Source organism: Streptomyces asoensis (genome assembly GCF_013085465.1).
Taxonomy (GTDB): Bacteria; Actinomycetota; Actinomycetes; order Streptomycetales; family Streptomycetaceae; genus Streptomyces; species Streptomyces cacaoi_A.
In genome coordinates, this window is sequence record NZ_CP049838.1 from 8,485,801 (window position 1) to 8,500,396 (window position 14,596).

Sequence of the window (14,596 nt, forward strand, 5' to 3'; positions counted from 1 at the left end):
CGACATGACGACCACCCGCAGGGCATTCGGAGCCCTCGCCGCCGGCGCCGCGCTGGCCGCCCTCGCCCCGGCGACCACCGCGAGCGCCCGGCCCCGCCACCGCCGCCTGATCGCCCACGACGACTTCCGCCACGGCCTGCGCCAGTGGGCCGTCGAACTGGAGAACGGCGGGACGGTCACCGCCTCCCGCGGGACCCTGGAGGTCGACGTGCCCGCCGGGGCGACGATCTGGTTCAAGCGGCCGCTCGAAGGGCCGTACGTCCTCGAGTACGTCGCCACGCCCGTCTCCGCGGGCGGGGTCAACGACCGCGTCTCCGACCTCAACAACTTCTGGAACGCCGTCGACGTCCGCTCCCCGGAGAATCTCTTCGCCACCCCGCGCGGCGGCGCCCTCGCCGAGTACGACTACCTGAAGACGTACTACGTCGGCTACGGCGCCAACACCAACACCACGACCCGGCTGCGCCGCTATGTCGGCGAGGCGGGGGTGCGTCCGCTGATCTACGACTACACCGAGCCGCTGCTCGTCGCGAACGAGCCGAACCACGTCCGTATCGTCTCCGACGGTTCGGTCGTCCGCTGGTGGAACAACGGCCGGCTCGTCTTCGACCACACCGACCCGGAGCCCTACACGGGCGGGCACTTCGCCTTCCGCACCACGTGGAGCCATTTCCGGATCAACGACTTCCGGGCGTGGTCCCTTATTCCCTGATTGGCAAACTCTTTAAGGGTGTCTTATCTCACCGCCCGTCAACCCCTTCCTACGATCGCGTAGGTCACATTCGAAGGTGAATGATGAACTGCTGTGGCAGACGATTCGAAGAGTGACGACAGATCAGTGATCGGGTCGTACGTGGCGGTGGGGGACAGCTTCACCGAGGGCGTCGGCGACCCAGGCCCCGACGGGGCGTTCGTCGGCTGGGCGGACCGCTTCGCGGTGCTCCTCGCGGACCGGCGGCCCGAGGGCGACTTCAACTACACCAACCTCGCGGTCCGCGGAAAGCTGCTCGACCAGATCATGGAGGACCAACTCCCCAGGGCGGTGGAACTCGCCCCGGACCTGGTCTCCTTCTGTGCGGGCGGCAACGACATCCTCCGTCCCGGTACCGACCCGGACGAGGTCGCCGAGCGTTTCGAACGCGCGATCTCGGCCCTGACCGCCGCAGCCGGCACCGTCATGGTGACCACCGGCTTCGACACCCGTGGCATCCCCGTGCTCAAGCATCTGCGCGGCAAGATCGCCACCTACAACGGCCATGTGCGTGCCGTGGCCGACCGCTACGGCTGTCCGGTCCTCGACCTGTGGTCCCTGAAGTCCATTCAGGACCGCAGGGCCTGGGACGGCGACCGGCTCCACCTCTCCCCGGAGGGGCACACGCGCGTGGCGCTGCGCGGTGGGCAGGCCCTCGGCCTCGAGGTACCGGCCGACCCGGAGCAGCCGTGGCCGCTGCTCCCGCCGCGCGGCACCCTGGACGTGCGGCGCGACGACGTCCACTGGGCGCGCGAGTACCTGGTGCCGTGGATCGGGCGCCGGCTGCGCGGGGAGTCCTCCGGCGACCATGTGACCGCCAAGGGCACGCTGTCGCCGGACGACATCAGGATGCGGATAGCGGCCGTGGCCTGAACCGCCGACCGGGTGGCTCGCGGCCGGCCGCGGACGACGCACGGCCGGCCGCTCCACCAGTGAGGTGATCACACCGGAGTGGTGCCCGGGCGGGGCCGGGCACGGGTGCTGGGATGACCGCACCCGCACCTGGCACCGCCCGACACCTCCAAGGACCGGTCCCGCATGCCCTTTCCCCGTACGCCCGTCGCCGCGGCCCTCGTCTCCCTGCTCGCCCTGGGCGTCCCCGCACTCACCGGGCCCACGGCGGCCGCGCTGCCCGCCCACCCCGCCGTGGCGGCCCGTCCGCTCGCACCGGACAGCCCCGCCACCGTCACGGTGACCGGCGAGGGCAGCGCGAGCGCACCGCCCGACCTCGCGGTCGTGGGCGCCGGCGTCGAGGCCTCCGCCAAGACCTCGCAGTCCGCGCTGGACGCACAGAACAAGGCGGCCGCCGCCCTGCTGGCCGCCGTCCGCGCCCAGGGCGTCGCCGACCGGGACATCCGTACGGAGAGCATCTCCCTCGACGCCGTCTACGACCACACGGGCGGCACCGCCCGTCTGACGGGCTACCAGGCCGCGCAGTCCTTCTCCGTGAAGGTGCGTGAGGTGGCGAGGGTCGGCGCGGTCGTGCAGGCGGTCACCGACGCCGCCGGTGCCGCCGGCCGGATCGGTTTCGTGGCCTTCGACGTCTCCGACCCCGCCCCGATGCGGGCCGGTGCGCGCGAGGCCGCCCACGCCGACGCCCACGCCAAGGCCGAGCAGTACGCCCGCCTCAGCGGCCGCCACCTGGGCCGGCTCGTCTCGCTCAGCGAGGACGCGTCGAGCTCCCCGCGCCCGGCGCCGTCGTCCGCGGACACCCCCGGTGCCGGTCTCGGGGGTGTGCCCGTCGCACCCGGTGAGATCCGCGCGACGGCGACGGTGACGGCGGTGTACGAGCTGGACTGAGCCGCCGGCCGCAGCGGGTCACGGGTCGGGTCGAGGTGCCCGGCGCCGTCGTCCGCCGAGACCCTCGGCGCCGGTCTCGGGGGTGTGCCCGTCGCACCCGGTGAGATCCGCGCGACGGCGACGGTGACGGCGCTGTACGAGCTGGACTGAGCCGCCGGCCGCAGCGGGTCACGGGTCGGGTCGAGGTGCCCGGCGCCGTCGGCCGCGGACACCCCCGGTGCCGGTCTTGGGGGTGTGCCCGTCGCACCCGGTGAGATCCGCGCGACGGCGACGGTGACGGCGGTGTACGAACTGGACTGAGCCGCCGTGAACCCGGGGCCGGCCACGGGCCGGGTCGAGCGCCGGACCGCCGCGGAGGCGGCACGGGCGCAGTAGGTCTCATGTACGGCGGGGTGGCGCGGTTCCGAGGGCCTGCTCCCGGCCGCCGGCCGGGCGGCAGCTGTGGTGGCCTCCGGGTTCGCGGCGGCAGCCGGTCTCTCAGCGCTCCTGGGCGCTCAACGTCTCGGGGCCCAGCCCGAGTTCCCGGGCCAGCGCCTCGTCGACCCACTCCTGGGCCCGGGCCCGGGACACCGTGCCCGCGTAGGACGTCAGCTGTACGGCGAGTCCGTCGAGCAGGGCGGTCAGGCGCAGGGCCGTGCCGGCCGGGTCCGGGCACCGGAACTCGCCCGCGGCCACGCCCTCCGCGATCACCTCGGCGAGCGCCGCCTTCCACTCCCGGTCGAGATCCCGCGCGACCTCCCGCAGCGCGGGCTCGCGCAGCGACACCGCCCAGCCCTCGATCCACAGCCGCCAGCCCTTGGCCTGTCCCGTGGGCGCGTACCAGCGCACCGCCGACCGCAGCCGGCGCAGTGCCGTGGTACGGCGGCCGACCAGCTTGCGCAGCAGCGCCAGGTCGCCCTCGGCCGCGTAGGCGAACGCGTCGGCGACGAGCTTCTCCTTCGTCGAGAAGTGGTAGAGCACCAGGGCGTTGCTCACACCGAGGGCCGCGGCCACGTCGGCGATCCTGACCGCCGCCACGCCCCGCGCCTCGATCTGCTCGATGGCCGCCCGCAGCAGCTCCTCGCGCCGCTCGGCCACACTCAACCGGACCCTCACCACGCCGTCACCCTATTCCGTCGGCGTGCGCGACGCCGGACCGGTCCGTGGCTGCGGCCGCTCACGGACCGGGCCGGTACCGCCCGAAGCGTTCCGCGATCACCGGCAGCCGCTGCTCGGCGATCGTGTGCGCGGCGGCCCGGGGTGTCGTGCCGTCCGCCTCGGCGCGGGCCAGCACCAGTTCCACCAGGGCACGCATCGAGCGGCGCGTGTACGCGAAGGCCTCCGCCGCGTCCGCGCCGATGTCGCCGAACAGCGTCCACCACCACCAGGCGTTCGTCCCGGAGTTGACGACGACGTCCGGCAGCACGCTCACCCCGCGCGCGTGCAGCAGCTTCTCCGCTTCCGGCAGGACGGGCATGTTGGCCGCCTCGGCGATCCACCGGGCGCCGATCCGCTCCTGCTCCTCGACCCCGATGGCGTACGACACGGCGGCCGGCACCAGCACCTCCGCCTCCACCGACAGCCAGGCGTCCCCCGGCAGCTCGAGGTCGCCGGGCCGCAGTACGGCGCGGTCCACGGTGCCGTGGGCGTCCCGCGCGGCGAGCAGCGCCTCCACGTCGAGACCGGCCGGGTGGGCGATCGTGCCCTTCACGTCGGCGACGGCCACGACCGTCAGCCCCGCGCGCGTGAGAAAGCGCGCCGTGGCCCCGCCCATGGTGCCGAACCCCTGGAGGGCGACCCGCGTCCCGGCGTAGGCCACCCCGGCCCGGTCCAGGGCGGTCAGCACGGACTCGGCGACCCCGCAGCCGCCGACCAGCTCGTCCAGGCCGATGCCGTCCACCTCGACGGCGAAGGCGGCGGCGAGCCGCTCGCGCGCGGCGGACTCGTCGTCCAGCAGCGGGTAGACCGCCTGCACGGACGAGACCAGCCCCGCCTCGGCGGCCGCCCGGTCCACCAGGTCCTGGGTCAGCCCCAGGTCCTCGCCGGTGGTCCAGCAGCTCTCCACGTACGGCCGCACCGCCCGCAGATAGCGCACCAGCAGTCCGTACGCCGCCGGGTCCCGCGGATCGCAGTCGATGCCGCCCTTGGCTCCGCCCAGGGGGACGTAGCGGGCCTCGGGGTCGTAGTGCAGCGCCTCCTTGAGGCTCATGCCGCGGGCGAGCCCGGTCACCTCCTCCAGGGTGCAGCCCGCCCGCATCCGCAGCCCGCCGCTGCACACGCCGCGCACGAGCCGGTCGACGACCAGGTGGCCCTGGCGCCCGGTGACGTGGTCGGTCCAGGTGAGCGACAGGAAGGGGGCGGTCATACGGACTCCTCGACCGGCGGGCCGGTACGGCTGAGACGGCTGAAACGGCTGGTACTGAACAGTGGGTCAGTATCGGAACGCGGGGACGCCGTGTCAAAGCACGCTCGCGGTGGAATGACCGGGCTGACCCCGGCGTTGTCGGAGCGGGCGACCATAATGGAATGCCTCAGCGACTCCCCTGGAGGTACCGTGTCCGGTTTCCGTTCCCTGAGCTCCGGGCTCCGCGCTCTACAGCCCGCGGCCTTCGGCGCGGATCCGAGCGGTGAGCGCCTGGCGCGCATCCGCAGATCGCCCCACTTCAAGGACGGGGTCTTCCAGAACCCCGGCGGCCTGGCGAGTACCCGGCCCTCGGGCTCGATGCTCGAGTTCGCCAAGGTCTTCTTCGACAAGGACCAGCGTCCCCGCCGCGCGCCCGCGGGCACCGTACCGGTGCACCCCACCACCCTCGCCGACCTCGCCAAGCCGCCGGCGACAGGTCTGCGGCTGACCTGGATGGGGCACTCCAGCGTGCTCGCGGAGATCGACGGGCAGCGCGTGCTGTTCGACCCCGTCTGGGGCGAGCGCTGCTCCCCCTTCCCCTTCGCGGGGCCCAAGCGGCTGCACCCGGTCCCGCTGCCGCTGGCCGCGCTGGGCCCGGTCGACGTCGTCGTCATCTCCCACGACCACTACGACCATCTGGACCTGCCCACGATCAAGGCGCTCGCGGACACGGACACCCTGTTCGCCGTGCCGCTCGGCGTCGGCGCCCACCTCGAACACTGGGGCGTGTCCGCCGACCGGCTGCGCGAGCTGGACTGGCACGAGGCGACGAAGGTCGGCGGACTCACCCTGACCGCCACCCCGGCCCGGCACTTCTGCGGCCGCGGTCTGCGCAACACCCAGCACACCCTGTGGGCCTCCTGGGTGGTCGCGGGCGAGGAGCACCGGATCTACCACAGTGGTGACACGGGCTACTTCGAGGGCTTCAAGGACATCGGCGCCGAGCACGGCCCGTTCGACGCGACGATGATCCAGATCGGCGCCTACTCGGACTTCTGGCCCGACATCCACATGACCCCCGAGGAGGGCATGCGCGCCCACCTGGACCTCCAGAGCGGTCCCGGCGGAGTGATGCTGCCGATCCACTGGGGCACGTTCAACCTCGCCACCCACGCGTGGACCGACCCGGGGGAGGGCACCCTGGCCGCCGCGCGGGCCGTCGGGGCACGGGCCGCCCTGCCCCGGCCCGGCGAGCCCTTCGAGCCCGCCGCCGAGACCGTCCCGGGCGAGCCGTGGTGGCGGGAGGCGGCACTCGCGCCGGCCGCCGGATGGCAGCCGCTGATCGCGACGGCAATCAAGGCCAAAGCCGATACCGAGAGTGACGAAAGTCGGGACGCCGTCGAGGGTGGCGAGGCGTCGGAGGCGGTCCCGGCGGGCTGATCGGGAGCCGTGGACGTTCGACTGTGCGGGCCGGGGAGCGAAAAGCTCCCCGGCCCGCACAGTTATTTCCGGACCATCTCTGACCAGGTCTGATCGGCTCCTTTCCGAGTTGCCCCTTGGTCGGTGCGCCTTTATCGGTCTGTCGTGCGAAGCCTCATACCAGAGCGGGACGCTCGCTGGGTGACTTTGTCAACTGCCCACCGCACCTGACACGTTGCCGACTACTGTGAGTGGCCGTCGGGCGACACCGGGCCGAATTCTTGGGCTCTCCCGACCGACAGCCAGGCTCGACGGACCAGTACGAGGACACCGATGTCTCACCTCCGCGCACCCGCCACACGTGCCGACCGCCGTGAGGGCGGACGGCACGGGCGGCCGGTCGCCCGCCCCGCACCGGCGTCGGCCGAGACACACATACGGCCCCAGTTGCTGCGGCTCGCCGTGCTCCCGCCGACCGCCGTCGCCCTCAGCGCCTGCGCGGTCGTCCTGTTCACCGTGCGCTCCACCGGCGTCCGGCCCGGCGTGACCCTGTGGGCGGTCCTCGCCGGCGCGGTCGCGGTGACCGGCGTCGGCATCGTGATCGCCGCCGTGGCCGCGGACCGCGCCGCACGCTCGGTCAGCGACCGCGTCGCGGCCCTGCGCCGCGGCAGCGCGCGCGGCGAGGCCGACCTGCGTGCCGTCATCGAGGCGCTGCGCCGCGGCGAGGTCCCGCCCCGACGCACGTCGCGCGGCGGACCGCCCGGCGACGCCGACGACTTCGAGCTGCTCGCCGCCGACCTGGCCCGGGCCCACGACGGGGCCGTCACCGCCGTCGTACAGGCCGCGCAGCTGTCCAGCCAGGCCGGCAGCGAACAGAAGCTGGAGGTCTTCGTCAACCTCGCGCGGCGCCTTCAGTCCCTGGTGCACCGCGAGATCTCGATCCTCGACGAGCTGGAGAACGCGATCGAGGACCCCGACCTCCTCAAGGGCCTCTTCCACGTCGACCACCTCGCCACCCGCATCCGCCGACACGCCGAGAACCTCGCCGTCCTCGGCGGGGCCGTCTCCCGGCGGCAGTGGAGCAACCCGGTCCCCATGACCGAGGTGCTGCGCTCCGCCATCGCCGAGGTCGAGCAGTACGCGCGGGTCAAACTCGTCCCGCCCATCGACGGCGAACTGCGCGGCCACGCCGTCGCCGACGTCATCCACCTGCTCGCCGAACTCGTCGAGAACGCCACGGTGTTCTCCGCCCCGCACACCCAGGTGCTGCTGCGCGCCAACCTCGTCACCTCCGGACTCGCCGTCGAGGTCGAGGACCGCGGCCTCGGTATGCCCGTCGAGGAGCAGAGCAGGATGAACGCCCTGCTCGCCGACCCCGACCAGGTCAACGTCGGCCGTCTGCTCGCCGACGGCCGCATCGGCCTGTTCGTCGTCTCCCAGCTCGCCCGGCGGCACGGCATCCGGGTCCGTCTCCAGAACAACATCTACGGCGGCGTCCAGGCCGTCCTCGTCGTGCCGCAGGCGCTGCTGGGCTCCGCGCCGGGCGTCCCCGGGGCGGTACCGCGTGAACCGGACACCGACGGCGGCGGCCTGCCCCTCGTGCCCGCCGCACCCCCCGCCCCGGCCGACCCGGTCCGGCCGCCCCTGCCGCCCGCCCCGCAGCCCCGCGCCGCCCGGAACCCCGACCCCGCACAGCCGCACGACCCACGGCACACCCCGGACGTGGGCCGGCCGACGGGCTTCGCGCACCCGCAGGACGTACCGGGTGCGGGCGGGCCCTCTGTGCCGTCCCCGGGGCGGGACACCGACGGCGCCGGGCGGTCGTTCGGCCCGGCGCGGGCGCAGGGCGGCGCCACGGCCCCCGGCCTGTCGGCCGGGTCGCCGCAAGCGTGGGACGGCTCGGGTACGGGCGGGCCCTCTGTGTCGTCCCCGGGGCGGGACACCGACGGCGCCGGGCGGTCGTTCGGCCCGGCGCGGGTGCAGGGGGGTGTCGCGGCCTCCGGCTCGCCGGAAGCGTGGGACATGGCGGGTGCGGGTCGGACACCGGCCCCGGTCCCGGCCCCGACGCAGGACACGCCCGGGTCCGGGGTGCCCCTGGTCGCCTCGCCTCCGCAGGGGCACCCGGGTGGCTCCGGCCCGGCCCGGGTCGCGGCGCCGCCCCCGCACCTCGGCCCCGCCGTCGCCGAGCCGATCCCGCAGCGGCCGGGCGCACCCGCGCCCCTGCCCGTCCGGGGCGCCCGCGCGGCACGGCCCAACCCGGCGGAGGCCGTGCCCGGCATCCGGCGCGGCGACCGGCCCGTCGTCGAGGAGCACGCGGGCATCGCGCCCACCCCGCGCGTCGGCACGGTGCGCGGCACCATGGGCAAGCCCCAACTGCCCCGCCGCCGTGCCCAGGAGCACATCGTGCCCCAGCTGCGCGGCGGCCCGGCCCCGCGCCAGGACTCAGAGCAGCCCGTCGGCCACGACCCCAACCTGATGGCGGCCTTCCAGCGCGGCATCGGCCTGGCCGAGGCCCAGCAGAGCCTGGAGGCGAACGTCCTGGACCCGGCGCCGTTCCGCCCGCCCGCCCCCCTCGAAGTCCTGCTCGACCCGGCCGCCCACCCGGCGCCGGACCACGACCGGAGACCCGGAGGCGGCGAGGGCGCGGAAGAGGGCGGGCCTGTGCCGCTCCCCGCCGACGCCGACGTACGGCCGCCGCATCCGTCCCGCATACCGCAGGCGCGCCCCACGCCCGCCGCCGCGCCGCCCGAGGCGTACGGCGCGCGTGACGGGCTGGACCTGCCCGGTCCCGACCGATCCACCGCCCGGCACGACGGGAGCGCACCAGCCGGATGAGCACTGTCACCCCCACCCCTACCCCCAGCGCTCCCGCAGACCTTCGTACCCCAAGGAGTCGATCCACCATGGCGAGCGATGCGCCGACCGTCCATGTATCCGATCTCGACTGGCTGATGAGCGGCCTCGTGCAGCGCGTACCGCACACCACGAGCGCGGTGCTGCTCTCCTGCGACGGGCTGGTCAAGTCGGTCCACGGCCTCGACCCCGACAGCGCCGACCACATGGCCGCCCTGGCCTCCGGCCTGTACTCCCTCGGCCGTAGCGCCGGTGTCCGGTTCGGCGACGGCGGGGACGTGCGGCAGGTCGTCGTCGAACTCGACTCGACGCTGCTGTTCGTCACCACCGCCGGCTCGGGCGCGTGTCTCGCGGTGCTCGCCGGCCGGGAGGCCGACGCGGCCGTGCTCGGCTACGAGATGTCGATGCTCGTCAAGAGCGTCCGGCCGTATCTGATGACCGCGCCCCGGCAGCACGCCGTCGAACCGTCGGTGATGGGGCCTTGAACGTGGCGGCGGCCGGTGACGGGCCCTGGCTCGACGACGCGGCCGGACGGCTGGTGCGCCCGTTCACGGTCAGCGGCGGCCGGACCAAGCCCAGCGTCGCCCTCGACCTCATGTCGCAGGTGATGGCCACCGGGGCGACCCCCCTCGGCTACCTCGGTCCCGAACACGCGACCGCGCTCCACCTGACCCGCGCGCCCGTGTCGGTGGCCGAGATCGCGGCCCATCTGAAGCTGCCGGCCGCGGTCACCAAGGTGCTGCTCTCCGACCTCCTCGACTGCGGGGCGCTGACCACCAAGCCCCCCGAGTACCACCACATCCCCACCGACCGGGCCCTTCTGGAGGCAGTGCTCGATGGACTACGACGACAGCTCTGAGTACGACGAGTACGACGAGCACCGCGAGTACGGCGCCCCCGACGGCGGCGGCTCGGACCCCTTTCCCACGGCGCTGAAGATCCTGGTCGCGGGCGGTTTCGGGGTCGGCAAGACGACCTTCGTCGGCGCCGTGAGCGAGATCGCGCCGCTCAGCACCGAGGAGCTGCTCACCACGGTCAGTGCCGCGACCGACAATCTCGACGGCATCGAGAACAAGGTCGAGACGACCGTGGCCATGGACTTCGGCCGCATCACCCTCGACCCGAGCCACGTCCTCTACCTGTTCGGCACGCCCGGTCAGGAGAGGTTCTGGTTCATGTGGGACGAACTGTCCGAGGGCGCCCTCGGCGCGGTCATCCTCGCCGACACCCGCCGCCTCGAGGAGTGCTTCGCGGCCGTCGACTTCTTCGAGGAACGCGGACTCGCCTTCATCATCGCCATCAACGAGTTCGACGGCTCCCACCGCTACAACCCCGAGGAGGTGCGTGCCGCCATCGATCTCGCCCCGGACGTCCCCGTCGTGCGCTGCGACGCCCGTATCTCCGCGTCCGGTGTCCAGACCCTGCTCACCCTCGTCAAACACCTCATCGCCCACGCACCGGCCGCACCCCAGCCGAGCCGCGGCGCCCACATGTGATCCCCGCACCCAACGCCCCGGAGCCGCATATGACGTACGTCCACAGCGACGGAACCCGGCCATGAGCTACGAGCCGCCGCGCCCGGCCGGTCGTCTGCTGCTCACCCCGGAGGACAGGGAAGCTCCCGCCCGTGCCCGCAGACTGCGCCGACTCGGCCTCGGGGCGCAGCCGGAGCCCGCCCTGGACGCCTTCGCGGACCGCCTGGCCGAGGTGGCCGGAGCGCCGTACGCCATGGTCAACTTCCTCGACGAGGAACGGCAGTTCTTCGCCGGACTGCACACCCCGCAGGGCGGCCGCGCCGCGCGTGGCGGCAAGCCCGAGGTGGGCCGCCGGCTGCCCCGCGACTACGGCTACTGCCCGCATGTCGTCGTGCGGCGCAAGGCGCTGGTCCTGGAGGACGTGGGCGACTACCCGCGCTTCGCGGGCAACCCGGTCGTCGACGAGTACGGAATCCGCTCCTACCTGGGAGCCCCGCTCATCGACACGAGCGGCATGGTGCTGGGCACGGTGTGCGTCGCCGACCTCACGCCCCGGCCCTGGGGGAAGGCCGGTCTGGAGACCATCAAGTCGACGGCCGCCGAACTCGCCGGACACCTTCAGCGGCGGGAGATCGACGGGTTCCCGGCGCCGTGAGGTGCGCCGGTCAGGGTGCCCGCCAGATGTTGTCGAAGGCCGCGTCCTCGATGGACCGCCGCTGTCGCACGGCCTCGAGTTCCGCCACCGCGTCGCCGACCGATGCCAGGACCGTCACGACCGTGTCGCCGGGAAGGTCCGGGAAGCCGTCGGCGGGCTCCTCACGCAGACCCACGGCGGCGGCCAGCGCGGCGAGGACCGGCTCGTCCGCCCCCCAGCGCGCGGTGGCGTGGCGCCGGGCCGGTGAGTCGAGCGGCTCCGTCCCCGCGGACCGGAAGGGGAGCCGGCCGTGACGTGGCCGGCCGAGCAGCCCGTCCGCCTCGAGCCGGCCGGAATAGGCCGCGGCCAGGCCGCTGCCGCGCCGCCACAGCCAGTCCTCGACCGACTCGTACGGCGCCGCCCGTACGAGTGACGCCGCGGCCTCGGCCAGGAGGCGGTCGTCCGGTGCCGACGCCGGGCCGGGCACGAGAAGATCGCCGTCGAGGACGACGTCTCCGGTCTCGAGCAGATCGATCACCTCGGCGCCCGCGAGGGCGAGCGACAGTTCGCCCTGCCCGACGGGGCGCACGGGCGCCACGTCCATCGCGACGAGCAACAGATCCCGTGCTGTGGTCATCGAAGACTCCACGTCAGTCGGCCGGCCTTGTGAGGGTTGCGGTCCAGGGTGGCACGCCCCACCGTGGTGTGCGGGAAGCCGGTCCGGGCGAGCGGGGCCACCCGTGTGAAGCAGAGCTGTGGCGGCGCTTAAGAAAAGCTCGATGGACCGGGCCGGGTGAAGTGCGGCAGATTGCTGGGCGAATCCACATGTCTTCCCGGATGCGGGGCCCTTCGGGCTGCTCGCGCCCGGGCCCTCACCACAGGAGCCGTAGCGTGAAGGCGCTGGTCAAGGAGAAGGCGGAGCCCGGGCTGTGGCTCGCGGACGTCCCCGAGCCGGCCGTCGGGCCCGGCGACGTGCTGATCAGGGTGCTGCGCACCGGTATCTGCGGCACCGATCTGCACATCCGGTCCTGGGACGGCTGGGCGCAGCAGACGATCCGCACCCCGCTCGTGCTCGGGCACGAGTTCGTCGGCGAGGTCGCCGGCATCGGCCGCGATGTCGCCGACATCCAGGTGGGGGACCGGGTCAGCGGCGAGGGGCACCTCGTCTGCGGCAAGTGCCGCAACTGTCTCGCCGGGCGACGCCATCTGTGCCGGGCCACCGTGGGGCTCGGCGTCGGCCGTGACGGCGCCTTCGCGGAGTACGTCGCCCTGCCCGCAGCCAACGTGTGGGTGCACCGGGTGCCGGTGGACCTCGACGTGGCGGCGATCTTCGACCCGTTCGGCAACGCCGTGCACACCGCGCTGTCCTTCCCGCTCGTCGGCGAGGACGTCCTGATCACCGGCGCCGGACCGATCGGGCTGATGGCCGCCGCGGTCGCCCGGCACGCGGGTGCCCGCAACGTCGTCGTCACCGACGTCAGCGAGGAGCGGCTGGAGCTGGCCCGCAAGATCGGTGCGAGCCTTGCGCTGAACGTGTCGCGGGCGTCCATCGCCGACGGGCAGCGTGAGCTGGGGCTGCGCGAGGGCTTCGACATCGGTCTGGAGATGTCCGGCCGGCCCGCGGCGCTGCGCGACATGATCGCCAACATGACGCACGGCGGCCGGATCGCAATGCTGGGGCTGCCCGCCGAGGAGTTCCCCGTCGACTGGGCCCGGATCGTCACCTCGATGATCACGATCAAGGGCATCTACGGCCGCGAGATGTTCGAGACCTGGTACGCGATGTCGGTGCTGCTGGAGGGCGGCCTCGACCTCGCCCCCGTGATCACCGGCCGGTACGGCTACCGCGACTTCGAGTCGGCCTTCGCCGACGCGGCGAGCGGCCGCGGCGGCAAGGTCATCCTCGACTGGACCGCGTAAGTCACCCGCATTTCTTAGGAGCTTCCCCATGTTCGACTCCGTGCGCGACGACGTGCGCGCCACCCTCGACGAGATCCGCGCCGCCGGTCTGCACAAGCCCGAGCGGGTCATCGGCAGCCCGCAGTCGGCGACGGTCGCCGTCACCGCGGGCGGCCGGCCCGGCGAGGTCCTCAACTTCTGCGCCAACAACTACCTCGGCCTCGCCGACCACCCCGAGGTCGTCGCCGCCGCCCACGAGGCCCTCGACCGCTGGGGCTACGGCATGGCGTCGGTGCGCTTCATCTGCGGGACGCAGGAGGTGCACAAGGAGCTGGAGGCCAGGCTGTCGGCCTTCCTCGGCCAGGAGGACACGATCCTGTACTCCTCCTGCTTCGACGCCAACGGTGGGGTCTTCGAGACGCTCCTCGGCCCCGAGGACGCGGTGATCTCCGACGCTCTCAACCACGCCTCGATCATCGACGGCATCCGGCTGTCCAAGGCCCGCCGGTTCCGCTACGCCAACCGTGATCTGGCGGACCTGGAGCGGCAGTTGAAGGACGCCTCCGACGCGCGGCGCCGGCTGGTCGTCACCGACGGCGTCTTCTCGATGGACGGCTATGTGGCGCCCCTCGCCGAGATCTGCGACCTCGCCGAGCGCTACGACGCCATGGTCATGGTCGACGACTCGCACGCGGTCGGCTTCGTCGGTCCCGGCGGCCGCGGCACGCCCGAGCTGCACGGGGTGATGGACCGCGTCGACATCATCACCGGCACCCTGGGCAAGGCGCTGGGCGGCGCGTCCGGCGGCTATGTGGCGGCCCGGGCGGAGATCGTCGCCCTGCTCCGCCAGCGCTCCCGCCCGTACCTCTTCTCCAACACCCTCGCCCCGGTCATCGCCGCCGCCTCGCTGAAGGTCCTCGACCTGCTGGAGTCGGCCGACGACCTGCGGGTGCGGCTCGCCGAGAACACCGCCCTGTTCCGCCGCCGGATGACCGACGAGGGCTTCGACATCCTGCCCGGCGACCACGCCATCGCGCCCGTGATGATCGGCGACGCGGCGAAGGCGGGCCGGATGGCCGAACTGCTGCTGGAGCGCGGGGTGTACGTGATCGGTTTCTCCTACCCGGTGGTCCCGCAGGACCGGGCCCGTATCCGGGTCCAGCTGTCCGCCGCGCACTCCACGGACGACGTCCACCGCGCGGTCGACGCCTTCGTCGCGGCGCGGTCGGAACTGGAAGCGTCCGAGCCGCAGGCGGTCTGAACACAGCGGGACCGGGGCCGACGGCGGTCTCGGCCAGTGGCCGCCCGGGTCGGTGGCCGCCCGGGTCGGTGGTGGCCCGGGTCGGTGGTGGCCCGGGCCGAGTGGCCGTCCCGGTCGTCCTGGCGGTGGCCGTCCTGGCGGTGGCCGTCCTGGCCGGTGGCCGTCCTGCGTCCTGGCCGGT

At 73.6% G+C, this 14,596-nt stretch carries 14 protein-coding genes; 11 read left to right on the forward strand and 3 right to left on the reverse strand.

Going from position 1 to position 14,596, the window contains the following annotated elements:
* Nucleotides 1-4: 4 nt before the first annotated feature.
* The 3 genes from G9272_RS37845 to G9272_RS37855 all read left to right on the forward strand — a co-directional run bounded on the left by G9272_RS37845 (nucleotide 5) and on the right by G9272_RS37855 (nucleotide 2,551).
* Nucleotides 5-712, forward strand: coding sequence for a DUF6250 domain-containing protein (locus G9272_RS37845; protein ID WP_171400725.1), 708 nt, complete (start codon nucleotides 5-7; stop codon nucleotides 710-712).
* A 126-nt stretch (nucleotides 713-838) separates the two neighbouring features.
* Complete coding sequence (locus G9272_RS37850; RefSeq protein ID WP_171402348.1) at nucleotides 839-1,624, forward strand: SGNH/GDSL hydrolase family protein; 786 nt, start codon at nucleotides 839-841, stop codon at nucleotides 1,622-1,624.
* A 165-nt stretch (nucleotides 1,625-1,789) separates the two neighbouring features.
* Nucleotides 1,790-2,551: an SIMPL domain-containing protein gene (locus G9272_RS37855; RefSeq protein WP_171400726.1), complete on the forward strand. Its 762-nt coding sequence runs from the start codon at nucleotides 1,790-1,792 to the stop codon at nucleotides 2,549-2,551.
* A 477-nt stretch (nucleotides 2,552-3,028) separates the two neighbouring features.
* On the opposite strand, the gene G9272_RS37860 is transcribed toward G9272_RS37855, so the two are convergent.
* Together G9272_RS37860 and G9272_RS37865 are read right to left on the reverse strand one after the other, a co-directional pair.
* A complete protein-coding gene (locus tag G9272_RS37860) occupies nucleotides 3,029-3,649 on the reverse strand; it encodes a TetR/AcrR family transcriptional regulator (protein ID WP_171400727.1) in 621 nt (206 codons plus the stop codon).
* Between the two features lie 58 nt (nucleotides 3,650-3,707).
* Nucleotides 3,708-4,895 carry a glutamate dehydrogenase gene (locus tag G9272_RS37865; RefSeq protein WP_171400728.1) on the reverse strand — a complete coding sequence of 396 codons (1,188 nt, stop codon included), beginning with the start codon at nucleotides 4,893-4,895 and terminating at the stop codon, nucleotides 3,708-3,710.
* Nucleotides 4,896-5,084: 189 nt separating this feature from the next.
* On the opposite strand from G9272_RS37865, the gene G9272_RS37870 reads away from it, so the two are divergent.
* From G9272_RS37870 to G9272_RS37895, 6 genes are all read left to right on the forward strand, one after another.
* Complete coding sequence (locus G9272_RS37870; RefSeq protein ID WP_171400729.1) at nucleotides 5,085-6,314, forward strand: MBL fold metallo-hydrolase; 1,230 nt, start codon at nucleotides 5,085-5,087, stop codon at nucleotides 6,312-6,314.
* A 312-nt stretch (nucleotides 6,315-6,626) separates the two neighbouring features.
* Nucleotides 6,627-9,128 (forward strand): sensor histidine kinase, encoded by a 2,502-nt coding sequence (locus tag G9272_RS37875; RefSeq protein WP_171400730.1) that lies wholly within the window; start codon nucleotides 6,627-6,629, stop codon nucleotides 9,126-9,128.
* A gap of 68 nt (nucleotides 9,129-9,196) precedes the next feature.
* The gene (locus tag G9272_RS37880) at nucleotides 9,197-9,631 is read left to right on the forward strand and encodes a roadblock/LC7 domain-containing protein (RefSeq protein WP_171400731.1); all 435 of its coding nucleotides are present in this window, start codon (nucleotides 9,197-9,199) and stop codon (nucleotides 9,629-9,631) included.
* 2 nt (nucleotides 9,632-9,633) lie between these two features.
* Nucleotides 9,634-10,005: a DUF742 domain-containing protein gene (locus G9272_RS37885; protein WP_020129490.1), complete on the forward strand. Its 372-nt coding sequence runs from the start codon at nucleotides 9,634-9,636 to the stop codon at nucleotides 10,003-10,005.
* On the forward strand, nucleotides 9,983-10,642 hold the full coding sequence (locus tag G9272_RS37890) for a GTP-binding protein (protein WP_171400732.1): 660 nt from the start codon (nucleotides 9,983-9,985) through the stop codon (nucleotides 10,640-10,642). Before G9272_RS37885 ends, G9272_RS37890 begins: the two co-directional genes overlap by 23 nt.
* A gap of 61 nt (nucleotides 10,643-10,703) precedes the next feature.
* Nucleotides 10,704-11,276: a GAF domain-containing protein gene (locus G9272_RS37895; RefSeq protein ID WP_171400733.1), complete on the forward strand. Its 573-nt coding sequence runs from the start codon at nucleotides 10,704-10,706 to the stop codon at nucleotides 11,274-11,276.
* Between the two features lie 10 nt (nucleotides 11,277-11,286).
* Here the strand turns inward: G9272_RS37895 and G9272_RS37900 are convergent, their stop codons facing one another.
* Entirely contained in the window at nucleotides 11,287-11,892 is a 606-nt protein-coding gene (locus G9272_RS37900; RefSeq protein WP_171400734.1) for a GOLPH3/VPS74 family protein, read from the reverse strand.
* 254 nt (nucleotides 11,893-12,146) lie between these two features.
* Between G9272_RS37900 and tdh the strand changes: the two genes are divergently transcribed.
* Together tdh and G9272_RS37910 are read left to right on the forward strand one after the other, a co-directional pair.
* Nucleotides 12,147-13,175 (forward strand): L-threonine 3-dehydrogenase, encoded by a 1,029-nt coding sequence (gene tdh / locus G9272_RS37905; protein ID WP_171400735.1) that lies wholly within the window; start codon nucleotides 12,147-12,149, stop codon nucleotides 13,173-13,175.
* A 28-nt stretch (nucleotides 13,176-13,203) separates the two neighbouring features.
* Complete coding sequence (locus G9272_RS37910; RefSeq protein ID WP_171400736.1) at nucleotides 13,204-14,415, forward strand: glycine C-acetyltransferase; 1,212 nt, start codon at nucleotides 13,204-13,206, stop codon at nucleotides 14,413-14,415.
* Nucleotides 14,416-14,596: the final 181 nt, after the last annotated feature.

Bases quoted from the DNA above. Each gene is read 5' to 3' on its own strand.
- G9272_RS37895 (WP_171400733.1), top strand. From the start codon at position 10,704: ATGAGCTACGAGCCGCCGCGCCCGGCCGGTCGTCTGCTGCTCACCCCG.
- G9272_RS37875 (WP_171400730.1), top strand. From the start codon at position 6,627: ATGTCTCACCTCCGCGCACCCGCCACACGTGCCGACCGCCGTGAGGGC.
- G9272_RS37890 (WP_171400732.1), top strand. From the start codon at position 9,983: ATGGACTACGACGACAGCTCTGAGTACGACGAGTACGACGAGCACCGC.
- G9272_RS37865 (WP_171400728.1), bottom strand. From the start codon at position 4,895: ATGACCGCCCCCTTCCTGTCGCTCACCTGGACCGACCACGTCACCGGG.
- G9272_RS37845 (WP_171400725.1), top strand. From the start codon at position 5: ATGACGACCACCCGCAGGGCATTCGGAGCCCTCGCCGCCGGCGCCGCG.
- G9272_RS37900 (WP_171400734.1), bottom strand. From the start codon at position 11,892: ATGACCACAGCACGGGATCTGTTGCTCGTCGCGATGGACGTGGCGCCC.
- G9272_RS37855 (WP_171400726.1), top strand. From the start codon at position 1,790: ATGCCCTTTCCCCGTACGCCCGTCGCCGCGGCCCTCGTCTCCCTGCTC.
- G9272_RS37880 (WP_171400731.1), top strand. From the start codon at position 9,197: ATGGCGAGCGATGCGCCGACCGTCCATGTATCCGATCTCGACTGGCTG.
- G9272_RS37910 (WP_171400736.1), top strand. From the start codon at position 13,204: ATGTTCGACTCCGTGCGCGACGACGTGCGCGCCACCCTCGACGAGATC.